Below are 17,907 nucleotides of genomic sequence, written 5' to 3'. Positions count from 1 at the left end.
CAATGCGAGCCTCATTGCCTTATACGTTTGCTGCCCTGATTAACCGCGACTTCATCGTTTGATAGGCTGACGCCGCATAATCTTCCGCCCAGCGCTGATCGTCAATCGCCTCCAGCTGCACCGCACAATATTTGGTCTCCGGCGTTTTCGATATCGGATCGAGATTATCCTGCGTCAGTTCATTGCACGCACCAATCCACCACTGATAGGTCATATAGACGGCTCCGGTATTAATACGCTCGCTGATGCTGGCGCGGGTAATGACCTTGCCCCGGCGTGAACGTACCCAGACCAGCTGCCCGTCACTGATGCCCAGCTTATCCGCATCGGCAGGGTTCATTTGTACCCGACCCGGTTCGTCGGCCAAACTTTGCAGCGCGGCGCAGTTACCGGTCATTGAGCGACAGGAGTAGTGACCCACTTCACGCACCGTGCAGAGCACCAGCGGATAGTCGTCGTCAGGCGTTTCTGCGGGGGCGCGCCATTCGGCGGCAAAAAGCTGACCTTTACCGGTCGGGGTATCGAACTGATTATCTTTATACAGATAGGGTGTGCCAGGGTGATCGAGCGTCGGGCACGGCCACTGAACGTGCCCCATCTCGCCCATTTTTTCATAGGTGACGCCGTAGAACAGCGGGCACAGTTCGCGCATTTCATCCCAGATCTGCTGGTTGTTGTCGTAGTGCATCGGATAGCCCATTTCCGTTGCCAGCAGGCTGACGATCTCCCAGTCACGCTTCACGTTGCCGCTGGCCTCGATGGCCTTGCCGAAACGCTGGAACCCCCGGTCGGCGCAGGTAAAGACGCCGCCGTGTTCACCCCAGGAGGTCGCCGGGAGCAAGACGTCCGCCACTTCGGCGGTTTTGGTCATAAAGATGTCCTGCACCACGACAAAATCGAGCGCCTCAAAGCCGCGGCGCACCAGGCCCAGATCGGCCTCGGTCTGTAGCGGATCCTCCCCCATGATGTAGTAGGCCTTGACCTTGCCCTCAAGCGCCAGATGCGGCACTTCGGTAATGCGTGTCCCAACCTGTGCGTCCATTTTTTCGACATCAATACCCCAGGCATAGGCAAATTTCTGCCGCACAGCGGGGTCTGTGGCATCCTGATAGCCGGGGAACATGTTGGGCAAGACGCCCATATCACAGGCACCCTGTACGTTGTTTTGTCCGCGCACGGGACCCACGCCCACCGCAGGGCGTCCAAGGTTACCGGTCAGCAGCTCCAGGCTGGACAATCCTTTTACGACATCAACCGCCTGACCGAACTGCGTCACGCCCATCCCCCACATCACGGTAGCGGAAGGCGCCGCCGCGAAGGTGCGCATGGCCTGACGGACATCCTGGGCAGGAATGCCGGTAAGGTGTTCAACGTTCTCAGGCGCGTAGTCCTTAACGGTTTGGCGATAGGCATCAAGCCCTTGCGCAAAGCGCGCGACGTAATTTTTGTCGTACAGATCTTCTTCCAGCAGCACATAGCCAAAGGCATTCACCAGCGCCATGTTGCTGCCGTTTTTCAGCTGGAGATGCTGATCGGCAATGCGTGCGGTTTCAATGCGACGCGGATCACAGACGATGATTTTCGCGCCGTTTTCGCGGGCCTTCAGTACCCGACGCGCGACGATAGGGTGAGAATCTGCGCAGTTGTAGCCAAACACCAGCAGGCATTTTGAGTGTTCAATATCGCTGATGGAATTACTCATCGCGCCATTTCCGAGCGTTTCCTGCAAACCGGCAACGGAAGGACCGTGGCAGACGCGCGCGCAGCAGTCCACGTTGTTGGTATTGAGAACCGCACGGGCAAATTTTTGCATCACATAGTTGGTTTCATTGCCCGTCCCCCTTGACGAACCGGTGGTCATAATGGAACGGGGGCCGAACTGCGCTTTGATACTGCTGAGCTTCTGTGCGGTATAGCGGATAGCCTCTTCCCACGTGACCGGGGTAAAGGCTTCACCTTTGCGATAGCGGATCATGGGTTGCGTGAGGCGGGGGGTAAGCAGGCGAGTATCGTTCAGGAAGTCCCAGCCGTAAAAGCCTTTCAGACACAGGGTGCCTTGGTTGGTCACACCGTCTGCCGCTTCGGCACGGATAATGCGGTTATTTTCAACGACAAGATTCAGTTTGCAGCCCGCACCACAGTAAGGGCAGACGCTGGCGATTTTTTTCATCAATAACAGACCTGTTAAGAAATGAAGCATGTTTAACTGGATAGCCCAGTCCCGTAATAGGGGACTAAGCAGGATCCGTGCCATTTTTCTTATCTTATTTTACAGGGAGTTATCGAAGGACAGCGTGTCATCGTCAGGTTTTCGTCAGATATGACGATGACACGGTTTAGCGTCGGAGCGAGAAGAGGGGTTAAAGGTCGTCCATGGTATAGCCTACGACGATTTCCAGGGTTTTACGAATCACATCCGCCTGAACCACGTCGTGGGTGGATTCCAGCGTCTGAATCAGCCACAGAATGATGGTCTTGTTGGTCAAATGCCCTTCAGAGGCCAGAACACAGCGGACTGCAGTAGAAAAAACAGCGGACTCTTCAGCAAAACGATCGCCAGCGTGACGGAAATACTCCGCTAATGCACTGTCTAAAAAAGCAGAATGAAATGCGGGTTGAGGCTGAATGGTTTGTCTCATTTGTTTTCACCGTAGCTGTTAAGGGGTAGTCAATGTATTTTCTTTGGATCGGACGGTTTTCCATTACCCAATAAAGGCACTACATTGTCTTTATCATGTTTAAGAGGTCCCTCTCTTATTGTTCGTCCTTGCGCGGTGCTGCGACGCGTAAACGCAGTGTCATTTGAGCCGATTTCGGCAATCACCACCGCAAGCGTCTCCCGCCGCTGGGGATCTTTTTCATGTGCTTTCATGTTCCGCAGACGCTGAACTACACTGTCGGTAGTCACAGGCCCGCGCTCTTTCAATAGAGAAAGAGCGGCTTCACCAATAAGTTGGTCGATCAGCTTGTCTACGTCACCGTTGTTCATCACGTTACCGTTCGAACAACAGTCCAAGCAGCATGTGATAATGCTGTTCCTCTTCGGGGCCATCGGCCTTTTCGAGACGACTCAAGAGTTTGGTGCAGAGCGATTTGCGATTGAGATTTCGCCCGTCGCTGAGGATTTCAACAACCACCTGTCCCAGCGTTTCCTGCTGAGTAGGCAGCGCAGCTTTTTCGAAGTATTGCGCAATCGCGGTTGCTGAATCTGCGACGTAACCGTTCTGGTTCATGTTTCGCTCCTGTAAAAATTCGTAATCACTAACGTTACATTTAAGGTATACAGATTTTTAAAATCTGTACATTAAAACTGTACACATTTTTATTGTTTTTAGAATATATTTTATAAACATTAAGATATTCAGCGGGTTATTCGTGGTGGTTTTTGCCTAACCATGACAGAATATATTGTACAATCTCTGGTTAAGCGGCAAAGTTGTACATAGGCAAATGTCGATGCTGTAAACACCGTAAATCATTGAGATGTAAATTATTTGTTGAGCAATTAATGTGCTATAACAGAACGGTATCCACGAAATTTCATGGTTTTTTCTTTAACTGCCCAGGAACAGCATGCTAACAACCATCATTTACCGCAGTCATATCTGCGAGGACGTTCCAGTGAAAGCGCTGGAAAAAATGGTAGAGGCTGCGAATAGTCATAACAGGCAGTCTGATGTTACGGGAATTTTACTGTTCAATGGCACCCATTTCTTCCAGCTGCTGGAAGGGCCGGCAGAGAACGTTCAGGCGATCTATGAGCATATTTGCCGCGATGCGAGACATCACAATGTGGTTGAATTGATGCGCGATCATGGCCCCTCTCGACGTTTTGGCAACGTCGGAATGGAGCTCTTTGATTTACGCCTGCACGACAGGGATGAAGTGATGCAGCAGGTGCTTGATAAGAGCACCACGCGGTATCAGATGGCCTACAACGATCGCGCACTGCAGTTTTTCCGCACCTTCGTTGAAGCCACAGAAAAAGCGAACTACTTTGAGCTGCCGCCTGCGGACGCTTGGGACTTTATCCCCGAAGAGACGGCAATGTCTCTACAGCCTGAGGTTGTGGCTAAAGGGGCGGACTGCAGTTTTGCTTTTCAACCGATAGTCGACCCGTTTATGCAGCAGGTTGTCTCCTGGGAGGCGCTTGTTCGTACCCCTTCGGGCGGTTCGCCTGCCGCCTATTTCGAAAAGCTTACGGCAGACGATATTTATGCATCGGACCTGACCAGTAAGCAGGTTGCGCTGTCGATGGCCAGCGCTCTGGGGCTTCAGAGCCAAACGCTGTCGCTCAATCTGCTGCCGATGACGTTGGTTAATGTCCCTAATGCCGTGGATTTTCTGCTTACTTCAATTGAAGCGAATGGTTTTGTGCCGGAGCAGATTGTGGTCGAGTTCACCGAGCGTGAAGCGATCTCCCGCTTCGATGAGTTTACCCACTCGGTGAGGCAGTTGAAGAGCGCGGGCATCAGCGTGACGATCGATCACTTTGGTGCGGGCTTTGCCGGACTGCAGTTACTCGCGCAGTTCCAGCCGGACAGAATTAAGATTAATCGGGATTTGATCGCCAATGTACACAATAGTGGTCCGCGGCAGGCCATCATTCAGGCAATCATTAAGTGCTGTACGTCACTCGAAATCCAGTTCTGCGCGGTGGGCGTTGAGAAGCCTGAAGAGTGGATGTGGCTGGAATCCGCCGGTATTTCACAGTTCCAGGGCCACCTGTTTGCCAGCCCGCGCCTTGGCGCAATTCCGGCGATTTCCTGGCCCGAGAAAAAGCCAGATTTTTGAGAAACCTGTACGTAACGCCTCAGAGTTAGCTGTACGAACGGCATAATTTATACAACAATGGATAAACAAGGTGAATGGTTTTACCCCATTCACCTTGTTTCAGAATGAGGTCTTAGTTATACAAATACGTTGTACAATCTGATAAGGTTGGTTCGGTTAGGTATGGAAGTATTGAGCGTGAGGGAGTTAATGGCCTATTACAGTATCGGTGAAGTTGCCGAACGATGCGGTATCAACCCCGTTACGCTGCGTGCCTGGCAGCGCCGTTATGGATTGTTGAAGCCGCAGCGAAGCGAAGGGGGTCATCGTCAGTTTGACGATGAAGATATCCTGCGCATTGAAGAGATCAAGCGCCTGATGAAAACGGGCGTCTCGGTCGGCAAAGTCAAAGCGCTGCTTGAAAATAAAGACGTGATGACGCAGGGCAACTGGGTCAGCTTCCAGGAAGACATGTTGACCGTTTTGCGTTACGCCAGCGCGGGTAAACTGCGCGCAAAACTGAGCGAATTCCGTCGCGATCATGCCATTGATGCCCTGATCGATAACATTATTACCCCCGTACGTCAGCGGATGAACCAGGATCAAAACACCGTGCGCCATATGGCGAGCCTGCTCGACGGCGTCCTGATCGAATTCGCCATCACTACGCTTGCGGAATCACGTAAAAAACCGGGAAAAGATGCGCTGCTTGTTGGCTGGGAGTGTGACGATCGCACGCGTATCTGGCTCGAGGCGGCAAAACTCGCTCAAAAGGGCTGGCATATTGACGTACTCGCCGAACCGATTGATTCCCCGCGTCCGGAGCTTTTCCCGGGGCAAAACATCTTTGTCTGGACCGGTCAATCTCCTACGCCCCGCCAGCAGGAACAGCTCGATCATTGGCGCGAGCAGGGGTTTGCGGTGTCGTTTCATCAGAATAGTTAAGAGGGTCCGGAAGGGCCTTTTTTTATTGCTGTCAGTTCGTAATGAATTTTATCCTGCGCCTACGTAATCTCTATCCCAATAATAGGCATTTTCGATACATATTTTACCTTTCTTCGTTTTTAGCCACGCTGATGAATAAAATGCATTATCTATCAATGCATTGAACAATTTTATCCATCCCATCCGCATCTCCTGACAGGGTCTATGCTTAATAAAAGTAGCCAAAAAGGGCGATTAAGCCGAAAGCCCCTGCTGATAAGGGGTTGAAGTGATAATCGTTATCACTAACATGGGTGTATGCCCTAGTGGCTTATTAGATGAGGTGGACCTATGGAACTGCATTCAGAAACCTTTAATCCTGCCGATTTTGCCTGGCGAGGCTTAACGCTCACGCCTGCGGCTGCGGCGCATATTCATGAGCTGGTGGCGAAAAAGCCCGAGATCCTCGGCGTGCGTCTGGGCGTTAAGCAGACCGGCTGCGCGGGCTTCGGCTACGTGCTGGATACCGTTACGGAACCCGATAAAGATGACCTGGTTTTCGAAACCGACGGCGCGAAATTGTTCGTTGCGCTGCAGGCGATGCCGTTCATCGACGGAACAGAAGTCGACTACGTCCGTGAAGGGTTAAATCAGCTGTTCAAATTTCATAACCCGAAAGCCCAGAACGAATGCGGCTGCGGCGAAAGCTTTGGGGTATAGGCGGTACTATGTCTCGTAATACTGAAGCAACGAGTGATGTAAATACCTGGAGCGGCGGACACCTCAACTACAAAGAAGGGTTCTTCACGCAGCTGCAGACCGATGAACTGGCGAAGGGCATCAACGAAGATGTCGTGCGGGCGATTTCGGCCAAGCGTAACGAGCCTGAGTGGATGCTTGAATTTCGCCTGAGCGCGTTCCGCGCGTGGCTTGAGATGGAAGAGCCGCACTGGCTGAAAGCGCACTACGACAAACTGAATTATCAGGATTACAGCTACTATTCCGCGCCTTCCTGCGGCAGCTGTGATGATACCTGCGCCTCGCAGCCCGGCGCGGTGCAGCAAACCGGTGCCGATAACAGCTTCCTCAGTAAAGAGGTTGAAGAAGCCTTTAACCAGCTCGGCGTCCCTGTTCGCGAAGGCAGAGAGGTGGCGGTGGACGCCATCTTTGACTCCGTGTCGGTCGCCACAACCTATCGTGAAAAGCTGGCGGAGCAGGGGATCATTTTTTGTTCCTTTGGCGAGGCGATTCACGACCATCCTGAGCTGGTGAAAAAGTATATTGGCACCGTGGTGCCAAGTAATGACAATTTTTTTGCGGCGCTCAACGCGGCTGTGGCCTCTGACGGCACCTTTATCTATGTGCCGAAGGGCGTGCGCTGTCCGATGGAGCTCTCGACCTATTTTCGTATCAACGCCGAAAAAACCGGCCAGTTCGAGCGCACCATCCTGGTGGCCGACGAAGGCAGCTACGTGAGCTACATTGAAGGCTGCTCCGCGCCGGTCCGTGACAGCTATCAGCTGCACGCGGCCGTGGTTGAAGTCATCATCCATAAAGATGCCGAGGTGAAATACTCCACGGTACAGAACTGGTTCCCGGGCGACGGAAATACGGGCGGTATCCTTAACTTCGTCACCAAGCGCGCGCTGTGCGAAGGTGAGAACAGCAAGATGTCCTGGACGCAGTCCGAGACCGGTTCAGCCATCACCTGGAAATACCCGAGCTGCATTCTGCGCGGGGACAACTCTATCGGAGAGTTTTACTCCGTTGCGTTGACCAGCGGCCATCAGCAGGCCGATACCGGCACCAAAATGATCCACATTGGCAAAAACACCAAATCGACCATCATCTCGAAAGGGATATCCGCCGGGCATAGCCAGAACAGCTATCGCGGGCTGGTGAAAATCATGCCGACGGCGACCAACGCCCGTAATTTTACCCAGTGTGACTCTATGCTGATTGGCGCAGACTGCGGGGCGCATACCTTCCCGTATGTGGAGTGTCGTAACAACAGCGCCCAGCTTGAGCACGAGGCGACGACCTCGCGGATTGGGGAAGATCAGCTCTTCTACTGCCTGCAGCGCGGGATCAGCGAAGAAGATGCCATTTCAATGATCGTGAACGGCTTCTGTAAGGATGTGTTCTCTGAACTGCCGCTGGAATTTGCCGTTGAAGCCCAGAAACTCCTCGCCATCAGTCTTGAACACAGCGTCGGTTAAGGAAAGCACATGTTAAGCATTAAAGATTTACAGGTTAGCGTGGAAGATAAAGCGATCCTGCGTGGCCTCAATTTTGACGTCAAGCCGGGTGAAGTTCACGCCATCATGGGGCCAAATGGCTCCGGGAAAAGTACGCTTTCAGCGACGCTGGCAGGCCGCGAAGATTACGAAGTCACGCATGGCTCGGTGGCATTTAACGGCAAAGATCTGCTGGAGATGTCACCGGAAGAGCGTGCGGGCGAGGGCATTTTCATGGCCTTCCAGTACCCGGTGGAAATTCCGGGCGTCAGCAACCAGTTCTTCCTGCAAACCGCGCTCAACGCGGTACGCAAATACCGTGGGCTGGAGGCGCTGGATCGCTTTGACTTCCAGGACCTCATGGAAGAGAAGATCAAACTGCTGAAAATGCCGGAAGATTTGCTGACGCGCTCGGTTAACGTCGGGTTCTCCGGTGGCGAGAAAAAGCGTAACGACATTCTGCAGATGGCGGTACTTGAACCTGAACTGTGCATCCTCGATGAGACCGATTCCGGGCTGGATATTGATGCGCTCAAGATCGTCGCCGACGGGGTGAACTCTCTGCGCGACGGCAACCGCTCGTTCATTATCGTTACCCACTATCAGCGCATTCTGGACTACATCAAGCCCGATTACGTTCACGTGCTTTACCAGGGGCGCATTGTGAAATCTGGCGACTTTACGCTGGTTAAACAACTGGAGGAGCAGGGTTATGGCTGGCTTACCGAACAGCAGTAATGCACTCCAGCAATGGCATCGCCTGTTTGAAGCCCAGAGTGAAAACCGTTCTGAACAGGCCCAGCAGCATCTTCAGCAAATGCTGCGCGTCGGTCTGCCCACGCGCAAGCATGAAAACTGGAAATACACCCCGCTTGACGGCTTGTTAAACGCTGAATTTGTGACGCGCCCGGCGGATATCAGCCCGGTACAGCGGGACGCGCAGGCGCTCAGCGTGGACGCCGTGCGGCTGGTCTTTGTCGACGGAGAGTTCCGACCCGAGCTGAGCGACAGCACGCAGAACAGCGGGTTCGAGATAGCCATCAACGACGACCGCCACAGCCTGACTGCAGCCATACAGCCTGAAGTGTTCCTGCACCTTACCGAAAGCCTGGCGCAGTCCGTCACGCATATTCACGTGAAGCGCAACCTGCGCCCGGCGAAGCCGCTGCTGCTGATGCATATCACGCAGGGGCTCAGCGGCGATGCGATCAATACCGCGCATTATCGCCACCACCTGGAGCTGGCAGAAGGCGCAGAGGCCACCGTGTTGGAACACTACGTTAGCCTCAATGAGACGCGCCACTTTACCGGCGCGCGGTTCACGATGAACGTAGCGGCCAATGCCCAGCTCCACCATATCAAGCTGGCGTTTGAAAACCCCTTAAGCCATCACTTTGCCCATAACGACATTCGGCTTGGGCAAGATGCCGCGGCCTACAGCCACGGCTTCCTGCTTGGCGGCGCCGTTTTGCGTCACAACACCAGTACCCAGCTTAACGGCGAAAATACCACGCTGCGCATGAACAGCCTGGCGATGCCGGTCAAATCAGAAGTCTGCGATACGCGTACCTGGCTTGAGCACAACAAAGGCTACTGCAATAGCCGTCAGCTGCATAAAACCATCGTCAGCGATAAAGGTCGCGCGGTGTTTAACGGCCTGATTAACGTGGCGAAACATGCCATTAAAACCGACGGGCAGATGACCAACAACAATCTGCTGTTAGGTCGCCTGGCGGAAGTGGATACCAAGCCGCAGCTTGAAATCTATGCTGATGACGTGAAGTGCAGTCACGGCGCAACGGTGGGCCGTATTGACGACGAGCAGATGTTCTATCTGCGCTCCCGCGGTATCGACCTGCAGGCGGCACGGAAGATGATCATCTATGCGTTTGCCGCAGAGCTAACGGAAGCGCTAGACGATGAGTCATTAAAACAGCAGGTGCTGGCCCGTATCGGTCAGCGCCTTGGAGATGAAGCATGAGTTTTCCCGTAGACAAAATACGGGCAGATTTTCCGGTTCTGACCCGAGAAGTGAACGGCCTGCCGCTGGCCTATCTCGACAGCGCGGCCAGCGCGCAAAAACCGAATCAGGTAGTGGATGCGGAGGCCGAATTTTATCGCCACGGCTATGCCGCCGTGCATCGCGGCATTCATACCTTGAGCGCCGAAGCAACCCAGCGTATGGAAAACGTGCGCACGCAGGTAGCGAGCTTCCTCAACGCGCGCTCGCCGGAAGAGCTGGTGTTTGTACGCGGCACGACGGAAGGGATCAATCTGGTCGCAAACAGTTGGGGCACTGCGCAGGTCCACGCGGGGGATAACATCATCATCACCCAGATGGAGCACCATGCCAATATTGTGCCGTGGCAGATGCTCTGTGAGCGCGTGGGTGCAGAGCTACGGGTGATCCCATTGAACCAGGATGGGACGCTGCAGCTTGAGCAACTTGACGCGCTGCTGGATGAACACACGCGGCTGGTGGCGTTCACGCAGGTCTCAAACGTGCTGGGCACTGAAAACCCGGTAGCCGTGATCGTCGACAAAGCCCATCAGGCCGGTGCCAAAGTGCTGATTGACGGTGCGCAGGCGGTCATGCATCACAGGGTAGACGTTCAGGCGCTGGACTGTGATTTTTACGTCTTCTCTGGGCATAAGCTCTACGGGCCAACCGGCATTGGCGTGCTGTACGTGAAAGACGATATCCTGCAGGCGATGCCGCCGTGGGAAGGGGGCGGGTCGATGATCGCCACCGTCAGCCTGTCAGAAGGGACGACCTACGCGCGCGCGCCGTGGCGTTTTGAAGCGGGCACGCCGAATACCGGCGGGATTATCGGGCTGGGCGCCGCGCTGGAGTATGTCTCCAGGGTGGGCCTTGACGCTATTCAGGAGTACGAGCAGGTGCTGATGCACTATGCGCTGCAGGAGCTTGCCAGCGTGCCGGATTTAACCCTGTATGGCCCGGCCGATCGGCAGGGTGTGATCGCCTTTAACCTGGGTAAACATCACGCCTATGATGTGGGCAGTTTCCTCGATAACTACGGCGTGGCCGTGCGTACCGGGCATCACTGTGCCATGCCGCTAATGGCGTTTTACCAGGTGCCGGCGATGTGCCGCGCGTCGCTGGTGATGTACAACACAACGGAAGAGGTCGACAGGCTGGTGGCGGGGCTAAAACGCATTCACCAGCTGCTGGGCTAACGGAGAGGCGAAAGATGGCAGAACTGCCGGATAAAGAAAAATTACTGCGTAACTTTGGACGTTGTGCAAACTGGGAAGAAAAGTATCTCTATATTATTGAGCTGGGGCAGCGCTTGCCGCCGCTTGCCGAAGAGGCGCATAACCCGGCGAATATTATTCAGGGGTGCCAGAGCCAGGTGTGGATTGTGATGCAGCAGAATAGTGATGGCGTGATTGAATTACAGGGTGACAGCGATGCCGCCATTGTAAAAGGGCTTATCGCCGTCGTGTTTATTCTTTATCACCAGATGTCGGCACAGGATATTGTGGCGTTTGACGTTCGCCCGTGGTTTGAAAAAATGGCCCTCACGCAGCACCTCACCCCGTCCCGTTCGCAGGGACTGGAAGCGATGATTCGCGGGATTCGCGCCAAAGCTGCAATCCTTAGCTAGACTTACAGGACAGCATTCATTCTGTTTCGCGAGGTGGTTCCCGCCTCGCTGGTTTTTCAGCTTTCTGGCGTTCTGTCAGTGAATAAGGAATATCAGCATGAAGCGCGCGTCCCTAATAACTCTATTACTTTTTGGTTCGCTCGGGGTCCTTCATTCGGCCTGGGCGGTGGATTATCCGTTACCGCCTGCAGGCAGCCGCCTGATTGGGCAAAATCAAACCTACACCATTCAGGAAGGCGACAATAAGCTGCAGGCCATTGCCCGCCGGTTTAATACGGCAGCGCAGCTTATTCTTGAAACCAATAATACCATTGCGCCGGTGAACCCCGCGCCCGGGACGGTGATTACTATTCCTTCCCAGATGCTGCTGCCGGATACGCTGCGCGAAGGTATCGTGGTGAACCTGGCCGAGTTGCGGCTTTATTACTTCCCGCCAGGGGAGAATATTGTTCAGGTGTTTCCGTTAGGCATTGGACAGCTGGGGCTTGAAACCCCGGTCAGTACCACCCGTGTGAGTCAGAAAATCCCCAATCCAACCTGGACGCCTACCGCAGGCATCAGAGCGCGCTCGCTGGCCCAGGGCATCAAATTGCCGCCTGTGGTACCCGCAGGGCCCAATAACCCCTTAGGGCGCTTTGCGCTGCGTTTAGGGATAGGGAATGGGGAATATCTCATTCACGGAACCAGCGCGCCGGACAGCGTCGGGTTGCGGGTCAGTTCCGGGTGTATGCGCATGAACGCGCCGGACATTAAAGCCCTGTTTGAGCAGGTGCGCGTCGGTACACGCGTACAGATCGTCAATGAGCCGGTGAAATATGCGGTCGAGCCGGACGGAAAGCGCTATATCGAAGTTCATCGCCCGCTGGCGCAGGTTGAGGGTGAGAATCCACAGATCGCGCCAATTCGCCACTCGGCCGATTTCGCGTCGTTTGTATCGCAGTCGGGCAGTGACAAAACGCGTATTGATAAAGCCTTATCACGTCGCGCGGGGATCCCGGTCGTCGTGTCGGCAGAAAATAGCCCATCAGCCAGCAATTCGGTGCTGTCAGTGCAGAACAGTCGGGTTTCCGCTGCGGTTGCTGAAGATGAAGGGGAGAAGATGACGCAGTAGGCGTTTGAGGCAGGCAAAAAAAATGGCGCACAGTGTGCGCCATTTTATTAACAGGTACTATTACTTACGGTATTTAGTAGCCTGGTTGTCCAGACGCTGGTTAGCGCGAGCTGCGTCGTCTTTAGCAGCCTGAACGTCGGAACGCATTGCGTTCACGTCGTTGCTCAGCTGGTCAACTTTAGCGTTCAGAGTCTGAACGTCAGAAGACAGCTGATCGATTTTAGCGTTGCTGGAGCAACCTGCCAGCAGAGTAGAACCCAGGATTACCGCGCCCAGTACCAGTTTAGTACGATTCATTATTAATACCCTCTAGATTGAGTTAATCTCCATGTAGCGTTACAAGTATTACACAAAGTTTTTTGGGTTGAGAATATTTTTTTGATGGGATTGCGCCTATTTTTGATCGTTCGCTCAAAGAAACAACGAATTCGGCATTTTTGACGAAAAAGCTATGTTAAAAAAGGCATTTTTCATCGGATTCATCTTAGATAAATCGCGATTAAATAGAAAAACCCGATTTGCTTTTTGAATAGAGTTGGCTAATGCGAAGAATAAAAAAAGCGTCCCGAGGGACGCTTTATAGCAAAATTAATTCGTAAGAGAATTATTACAGCACGTGAACAGATGCAGTATTGGTTGTTCCTGCAGGTACCAGAGCACCAGAAACCATCACCACAACGTCACCTTTCTGAGCCAGACCGCGATCGACAAGCTGCAGAGCCACTTCTTTACCCAGACGGTAGAAATCGTCAGTAGACGCGATCTCTTTCACCAGGTGTGGAACCACGCCTTTGCTCAGCACCAGTTGGCGAGCGGTGGTCTCATTTGTGGTCAGCGCCAGAATGGTCGCATCTGGGAAGTATTTACGGATGGCGCGCGCAGATTTACCGCCCTGAGTTGCTACCACGATCAGTGGCGCTTCCAGCTTTTCAGCCGTCTCTACCGCACCACGGCACACCGCTTCGGTGATGCGCAGCTTACGGCTGTCGTTATTGTAGTCCAGACGGCTGGTCATCACGCGATCGGTACGTTCACAGATGGTTGCCATGATAGAAACGGCTTCCAGCGGGTATTTACCCTTCGCGGATTCACCAGACAGCATAACCGCATCGGTACCGTCGAGGATGGCGTTCGCCACGTCGCCTGCTTCTGCGCGGGTAGGGCGTGGGTTCTTGATCATGGAGTCCAGCATCTGCGTTGCAGTGATAACCACTTTACGCGCGCGAACACATTTCTCGATCATCATCTTCTGCGCGAAGATAACTTCTTCTACCGGGATTTCAACGCCCAGGTCACCACGTGCCACCATGATGCCGTCAGAAGCTTCGAGGATTTCGTCGAAGTTGTTCAGGCCTTCCTGGTTTTCGATTTTGGAGATGATCTGGATCTTCTCGCCGCCGTGCGCTTTCAGGTGTTCACGGATCTCAACCACGTCGGAACGTTTACGGATGAAGGACGCAGCAACAAAGTCAACGCCTTGCTCGCAACCAAAGATCAGGTCTTGTTTGTCTTTTTCAGCCAGGGCCGGCAGCGCGATAGAAACGCCCGGCAGGTTAACGCCTTTGTTTTCGCCCAGGTCACCGTTATTGAGCACTTTACAGACAACGTTTTTGCCTTCGATAGCGGTCACTTCCATGCCAATCAGGCCGTCGTCCACCAGTACGGTGTTGCCGACAGAGAGATCGTTGGTGAAACCTTCGTAGGTCACAGCAACGATTTCGTTGTTGCCGACCACGGATTTATCCGTGGTGAAGGTGAAGGTCTGACCGGCTTTCAGAGAAACGTCGTTGCCGCCTTCCAGTTTAATGGTGCGGATTTCAGGCCCTTTAGTATCCAGCAGAATAGCGGCTTTTTTACCGGTCTTGCTCATCACGTTGCGCAAGTTCTGGATACGCTGGCCGTGTTCTGCGTAGTCGCCATGGGAGAAATTCAGACGCATAACGTTCATGCCGGCGTCCAGCATTTTGGTCAGCATCTCTTCAGATTCGGTTTTCGGGCCGATGGTGCAAACAATTTTCGTCTTTTTCATGACAGTCTTAGTCTTTAAGTTGGGAAGGATATGGAAATCTCGCTCCGGGGGCGCACCGCCGCGGAGTCAAACCTGTGTTGCAAAAGAGTATATGACACGCACTAAGGATAGGAGACATCAAATGAGCGTGCAGAAGAAAGTGTGCCTGAGTGTCAGCCCAACGAAGGAAAGGAGAAGTTGTACGTTGTTTTTTGTATTCCAAGCGCTGAAACCATTCACCAGGGATTAGGCGCGCATTATACGCTGATTTTCAGATAAAAGGAAAATGGAAACGACGTTTCAAAAATAATCTGTGCAGTTTCACATAAGATTGTTATCAATGCGTTAAGGCGAAATGACATCTTATGGCGGCAGAGCGCTAACCTGCCGCACTTTGCTTAAATTTTCAGCGCCTGGCTGAGATCGGCGATTAAGTCTTTCGCCTCTTCGATGCCCACAGACAGGCGAATTAACTGGGGCACGATGCCGTTTGCCAGACGCTGCTCAAGGGGAATAGACGCGTGCGTCATGCTGTAGGGCTGGCTCACCAGACTCTCGACGCCGCCCAGACTTTCCGCAAGGGTGAACAGCTCCAGTTTGCGAATAACCTCCTTCGCGCGTTGCGCATCGCCTTTTACCAGCACCGAAATCATGCCTCCCGGCAACGCCATCTGGCTACGCGCAAGCGGATATTGCGGGTGCGACTCCAGCCCGGGATAGAATACCTTTTCTACCTGCGGATGCTGCTCGAGCCATTGCGCAATCGACAGGGCATTGGTGCTGTGTTTTTCCACTCGCAGCGAAAGGGTGCGAATACCGCGCAGCGTGAGGAAACTGCTGAACGGATCCAGGACACCGCCGACGGCGTTCTGCAGATAGCCCAGTTTGTCAGCCAGCGCGTTGTCATCGCCCACCACCGCCAGCCCGGCTACCACGTCAGAATGGCCGTTGAGGTATTTAGTGGCGGAGTGCACCACAATATCAAACCCGGACTCCAGCGGCCGGTGGATGACCGGAGAGGCAAAGGTGTTATCCGCCACGCTTATCACATTATGACGGCGAGCGATGTCTGCGATTGCCGCAAGATCTGCCAGCTTAAGCAGCGGATTGGTCGGGGTTTCAACCCAGATCATTCGCGTGTCGGGACGGATCGCCGCGTCAAGCCCCGCCAGATCGTCCGGCTTCACCCAGCTGACCCGCAGCCCGGTGCTGCGTTTGCGCACGTTTTCAATCAGGCGGTATGTCCCGCCATAGACATCATCGATGGCGACGATATGGCTGTCTTTATCCAGCAGTTCGAGTACGGTGGATATTGCGGCCAGGCCGGAAGCAAAAGCGTAACCACGCGTACCGCCTTCCAGTTGGGCAATGGCGGTTTCAAGCGCATGGCGCGTTGGGTTGCCGCTGCGGGAATATTCATAGCCTGTATGTTCACCCGGTGACGGTTGCGCAAACGTGGAGGTAGCATAAATAGGCGGCATCACCGCGCCGTGCCGATCGTTAAATTCACCGCTGTGTACGCTGAGAGTGGCCAGGTTTTTCATGAGGATGTTCCTTTAGTGTGGTAAGCGGTTGCGCCAGGCGGTGAGGACATCGCTGCGCGTAATCAGACCCATAAAACGGTCGTTGTCGTTTATCACGGCCACCAGACCGCGGTCGAAAATGGCGTTCAGGGCGCTTTCCGGCGCGTGCCTGTCGAGAAACTCAACCTGACGCGTCATGGCAGCCGTCACGGGGAGGGCGAAGCGATCGCCATCGCCGCCGATATGCCGCAGCAGATCCCATTCATCGATAATGCCAACAACCTTGCCGTCTTCCAGAACCGGCAGCTGGGAAATGTCATACAGGCGCATGCGCGCCAGCACGGTAGAGAGGGTGTCATCCGGGGCGGCAGTGACGGTCGCGCCTTCGTCATGACGCAGGGCAATATAGTCGGAGAGATCGCCTGCCTGGGGGCGCGTTATCAGCCCCTGCTGGCGCATCCAGTCATCGTTAAACATCTTTGAGAGGTACTTGTTTCCGCTATCGCAGGCGAAGGTCACGACGCGTTTCGGCTCAGTTTGCGCCTGGCAATACTTCAGCGCCGCCGCCAGCAACGTGCCGCTGGACGAGCCCGCGAGGATACCTTCGGTTTTCAGCAGGTCGCGCGCGGTGGTGAATGCTTCACGGTCCGTAATGCGCCAGGCGCGATTGACGCCTTCGATATGTGCCAGCGGAGGAATAAAGTCTTCGCCTATCCCTTCTACCAGCCATGAACCCGCATCGTGATAACGCCCGGTTTCGACCTGATCGGCCAAAACGGAACCCGCCGGATCGGCAAGGACAAACTCGGTATGGGGGGAGTGTTCCGCAAACCATGCCTGCAGACCGCCTAGCGTGCCGCCGGAACCCACGCCGACCACAATGGCGTCAATCTTGCCGTCTAGCTGTTCATACAGTTCCGGTGCCGTTGTGGTGCGGTGCGCCAGCGGATTGGCTTCATTATTAAACTGGTCGATGTAATACGCTCCAGGCAGCTCGTTCGCCAGACGCTGGGCGTAATCCTGGTAATAGGCCGGATGGCCCTTATTCACGTCGGAGCGGGTCAGCACCACCTGAGCACCCAGCGCGCGGAGGTGGAAAATCTTCTCGCGGCTCATTTTGTCCGGCACCACCAGGATCAGCGCGTAGCCTTTCTGAGCGGCAATCAGTGCCAGACCGAGCCCCGTATTTCCCGCCGTAGCCTCAATGATGGTACCGCCCGGCTGCAGCAGGCCGTTTCGCTCGGCTTCGTTAATCATCGACAGCGCGACGCGGTCTTTGATCGAGCCGCCCGGATTTTGGTTTTCCAGCTTCAAAAAAAGCGCGCAGGGTCCGGTCTCAAGCTTGTGCAGCTGGATAAGCGGCGTGCGGCCAATCAGCTCGGTGACGGAGTGATAAATCGTCATGGTCGTTTCCTTAGGAGGTGAGGTCATGACCGGATGATAGAAGCATGAAAATTTCTTAATAAAGAACGATTCACTGCCGTTTAGAACGGAAAGGAATATTAGTGAGGTTTTTGGATGTCAGGACAGCAAGACGTAAAGTGCTCTGGATGTGAGGATGGCTATATCGGCATAAAATGCTGCAAAAATAACCATTTTTACTGGGCTTTATTCGTCAGATATCAACCTGGCAGATAATCATTTCTGAAATTGGTCTAATCGCTTCCCGCCCAGTCAATCCGGCCCATATTTCCTCATGCTA

17 protein-coding genes are annotated in these 17,907 nt (G+C 54.0%); 9 read left to right on the top strand and 8 right to left on the bottom strand.

What is annotated here, in order from left to right; genetic code table 11:
• Window positions 1-19 precede the first annotated feature (19 nt).
• The 4 genes from fdhF to ycgZ form a co-directional block, all read right to left on the bottom strand.
• Entirely contained in the window at window positions 20-2,170 is a 2,151-nt protein-coding gene (gene fdhF, locus V5P19_RS07485; protein WP_334401721.1) for a formate dehydrogenase subunit alpha, read from the bottom strand.
• Between the two features lie 190 nt (window positions 2,171-2,360).
• Window positions 2,361-2,639, bottom strand: coding sequence for a biofilm/acid-resistance regulator YmgB/AriR (locus tag V5P19_RS07480; protein WP_334401719.1), 279 nt, complete (start codon window positions 2,637-2,639; stop codon window positions 2,361-2,363).
• 29 nt (window positions 2,640-2,668) lie between these two features.
• Window positions 2,669-2,989 carry a hypothetical protein gene (locus V5P19_RS07475; RefSeq protein ID WP_334401717.1) on the bottom strand — a complete coding sequence of 107 codons (321 nt, stop codon included), beginning with the start codon at window positions 2,987-2,989 and terminating at the stop codon, window positions 2,669-2,671.
• Between the two features lie 4 nt (window positions 2,990-2,993).
• Window positions 2,994-3,233: a regulatory protein YcgZ gene (ycgZ, locus tag V5P19_RS07470; RefSeq protein WP_334401715.1), complete on the bottom strand. Its 240-nt coding sequence runs from the start codon at window positions 3,231-3,233 to the stop codon at window positions 2,994-2,996.
• A 340-nt stretch (window positions 3,234-3,573) separates the two neighbouring features.
• Between ycgZ and V5P19_RS07465 the strand changes: the two genes are divergently transcribed.
• The 9 genes from V5P19_RS07465 to V5P19_RS07425 all read left to right on the top strand — a co-directional run bounded on the left by V5P19_RS07465 (window position 3,574) and on the right by V5P19_RS07425 (window position 12,674).
• On the top strand, window positions 3,574-4,794 hold the full coding sequence (locus V5P19_RS07465) for a diguanylate phosphodiesterase (protein ID WP_334401714.1): 1,221 nt from the start codon (window positions 3,574-3,576) through the stop codon (window positions 4,792-4,794).
• Between the two features lie 189 nt (window positions 4,795-4,983).
• A complete protein-coding gene (locus V5P19_RS07460) occupies window positions 4,984-5,718 on the top strand; it encodes a MerR family transcriptional regulator (protein WP_334401712.1) in 735 nt (244 codons plus the stop codon).
• 330 nt (window positions 5,719-6,048) lie between these two features.
• On the top strand, window positions 6,049-6,417 hold the full coding sequence (gene sufA / locus V5P19_RS07455) for a Fe-S cluster assembly scaffold SufA (protein WP_260661266.1): 369 nt from the start codon (window positions 6,049-6,051) through the stop codon (window positions 6,415-6,417).
• 8 nt (window positions 6,418-6,425) lie between these two features.
• Window positions 6,426-7,916 (top strand): Fe-S cluster assembly protein SufB, encoded by a 1,491-nt coding sequence (sufB, locus tag V5P19_RS07450; protein ID WP_334401707.1) that lies wholly within the window; start codon window positions 6,426-6,428, stop codon window positions 7,914-7,916.
• Window positions 7,917-7,925: 9 nt separating this feature from the next.
• Entirely contained in the window at window positions 7,926-8,672 is a 747-nt protein-coding gene (gene sufC, locus V5P19_RS07445) for a Fe-S cluster assembly ATPase SufC (protein ID WP_334401705.1), read from the top strand.
• Window positions 8,647-9,915, top strand: a complete 1,269-nt coding sequence (gene sufD / locus V5P19_RS07440) for a Fe-S cluster assembly protein SufD (RefSeq protein WP_334401704.1) — start codon at window positions 8,647-8,649, stop codon at window positions 9,913-9,915. Before sufC ends, sufD begins: the two co-directional genes overlap by 26 nt.
• Complete coding sequence (gene sufS, locus V5P19_RS07435; protein WP_334401702.1) at window positions 9,912-11,132, top strand: cysteine desulfurase SufS; 1,221 nt, start codon at window positions 9,912-9,914, stop codon at window positions 11,130-11,132. Before sufD ends, sufS begins: the two co-directional genes overlap by 4 nt.
• 14 nt (window positions 11,133-11,146) lie before the next feature.
• Complete coding sequence (gene sufE, locus V5P19_RS07430; RefSeq protein WP_334401701.1) at window positions 11,147-11,563, top strand: cysteine desulfuration protein SufE; 417 nt, start codon at window positions 11,147-11,149, stop codon at window positions 11,561-11,563.
• Between the two features lie 97 nt (window positions 11,564-11,660).
• A complete protein-coding gene (locus V5P19_RS07425; RefSeq protein ID WP_334401699.1) occupies window positions 11,661-12,674 on the top strand; it encodes a L,D-transpeptidase family protein in 1,014 nt (337 codons plus the stop codon).
• 60 nt (window positions 12,675-12,734) lie between these two features.
• Here V5P19_RS07425 and lpp read toward each other — a convergent pair whose 3' ends face one another.
• From lpp to V5P19_RS07405, 4 genes are all read right to left on the bottom strand, one after another.
• On the bottom strand, window positions 12,735-12,971 hold the full coding sequence (gene lpp / locus V5P19_RS07420; RefSeq protein WP_001082307.1) for a murein lipoprotein Lpp: 237 nt from the start codon (window positions 12,969-12,971) through the stop codon (window positions 12,735-12,737).
• Between the two features lie 310 nt (window positions 12,972-13,281).
• Window positions 13,282-14,703: a pyruvate kinase PykF gene (gene pykF / locus V5P19_RS07415; RefSeq protein WP_334401697.1), complete on the bottom strand. Its 1,422-nt coding sequence runs from the start codon at window positions 14,701-14,703 to the stop codon at window positions 13,282-13,284.
• Between the two features lie 377 nt (window positions 14,704-15,080).
• Window positions 15,081-16,226, bottom strand: coding sequence for a PLP-dependent aspartate aminotransferase family protein (locus V5P19_RS07410; protein WP_334401695.1), 1,146 nt, complete (start codon window positions 16,224-16,226; stop codon window positions 15,081-15,083).
• A 12-nt stretch (window positions 16,227-16,238) separates the two neighbouring features.
• Window positions 16,239-17,609: a pyridoxal-phosphate dependent enzyme gene (locus V5P19_RS07405; protein WP_334401694.1), complete on the bottom strand. Its 1,371-nt coding sequence runs from the start codon at window positions 17,607-17,609 to the stop codon at window positions 16,239-16,241.
• Window positions 17,610-17,907 lie beyond the last annotated feature (298 nt).

This window comes from Enterobacter sp. UNJFSC 003 (assembly GCF_036903355.1).
Lineage (GTDB): Bacteria > Pseudomonadota > Gammaproteobacteria > Enterobacterales > Enterobacteriaceae > Enterobacter.
Note: the sequence above shows the minus strand (reverse complement) of the source record. Positions and strands in the feature narration are given on the sequence as shown.

Coding starts and splice junctions, on each gene's coding strand:
- fdhF (WP_334401721.1), bottom strand. CDS start 2,170: ATGAAAAAAATCGCCAGCGTCTGCCCTTACTGTGGTGCGGGCTGCAAA.
- V5P19_RS07480 (WP_334401719.1), bottom strand. CDS start 2,639: ATGAGACAAACCATTCAGCCTCAACCCGCATTTCATTCTGCTTTTTTA.
- V5P19_RS07475 (WP_334401717.1), bottom strand. CDS start 2,989: ATGAACAACGGTGACGTAGACAAGCTGATCGACCAACTTATTGGTGAA.
- ycgZ (WP_334401715.1), bottom strand. CDS start 3,233: ATGAACCAGAACGGTTACGTCGCAGATTCAGCAACCGCGATTGCGCAA.
- V5P19_RS07465 (WP_334401714.1), top strand. CDS start 3,574: ATGCTAACAACCATCATTTACCGCAGTCATATCTGCGAGGACGTTCCA.
- V5P19_RS07460 (WP_334401712.1), top strand. CDS start 4,984: ATGGCCTATTACAGTATCGGTGAAGTTGCCGAACGATGCGGTATCAAC.
- sufA (WP_260661266.1), top strand. CDS start 6,049: ATGGAACTGCATTCAGAAACCTTTAATCCTGCCGATTTTGCCTGGCGA.
- sufB (WP_334401707.1), top strand. CDS start 6,426: ATGTCTCGTAATACTGAAGCAACGAGTGATGTAAATACCTGGAGCGGC.
- sufC (WP_334401705.1), top strand. CDS start 7,926: ATGTTAAGCATTAAAGATTTACAGGTTAGCGTGGAAGATAAAGCGATC.
- sufD (WP_334401704.1), top strand. CDS start 8,647: ATGGCTGGCTTACCGAACAGCAGTAATGCACTCCAGCAATGGCATCGC.
- sufS (WP_334401702.1), top strand. CDS start 9,912: ATGAGTTTTCCCGTAGACAAAATACGGGCAGATTTTCCGGTTCTGACC.
- sufE (WP_334401701.1), top strand. CDS start 11,147: ATGGCAGAACTGCCGGATAAAGAAAAATTACTGCGTAACTTTGGACGT.
- V5P19_RS07425 (WP_334401699.1), top strand. CDS start 11,661: ATGAAGCGCGCGTCCCTAATAACTCTATTACTTTTTGGTTCGCTCGGG.
- lpp (WP_001082307.1), bottom strand. CDS start 12,971: ATGAATCGTACTAAACTGGTACTGGGCGCGGTAATCCTGGGTTCTACT.
- pykF (WP_334401697.1), bottom strand. CDS start 14,703: ATGAAAAAGACGAAAATTGTTTGCACCATCGGCCCGAAAACCGAATCT.
- V5P19_RS07410 (WP_334401695.1), bottom strand. CDS start 16,226: ATGAAAAACCTGGCCACTCTCAGCGTACACAGCGGTGAATTTAACGAT.
- V5P19_RS07405 (WP_334401694.1), bottom strand. CDS start 17,609: ATGACGATTTATCACTCCGTCACCGAGCTGATTGGCCGCACGCCGCTT.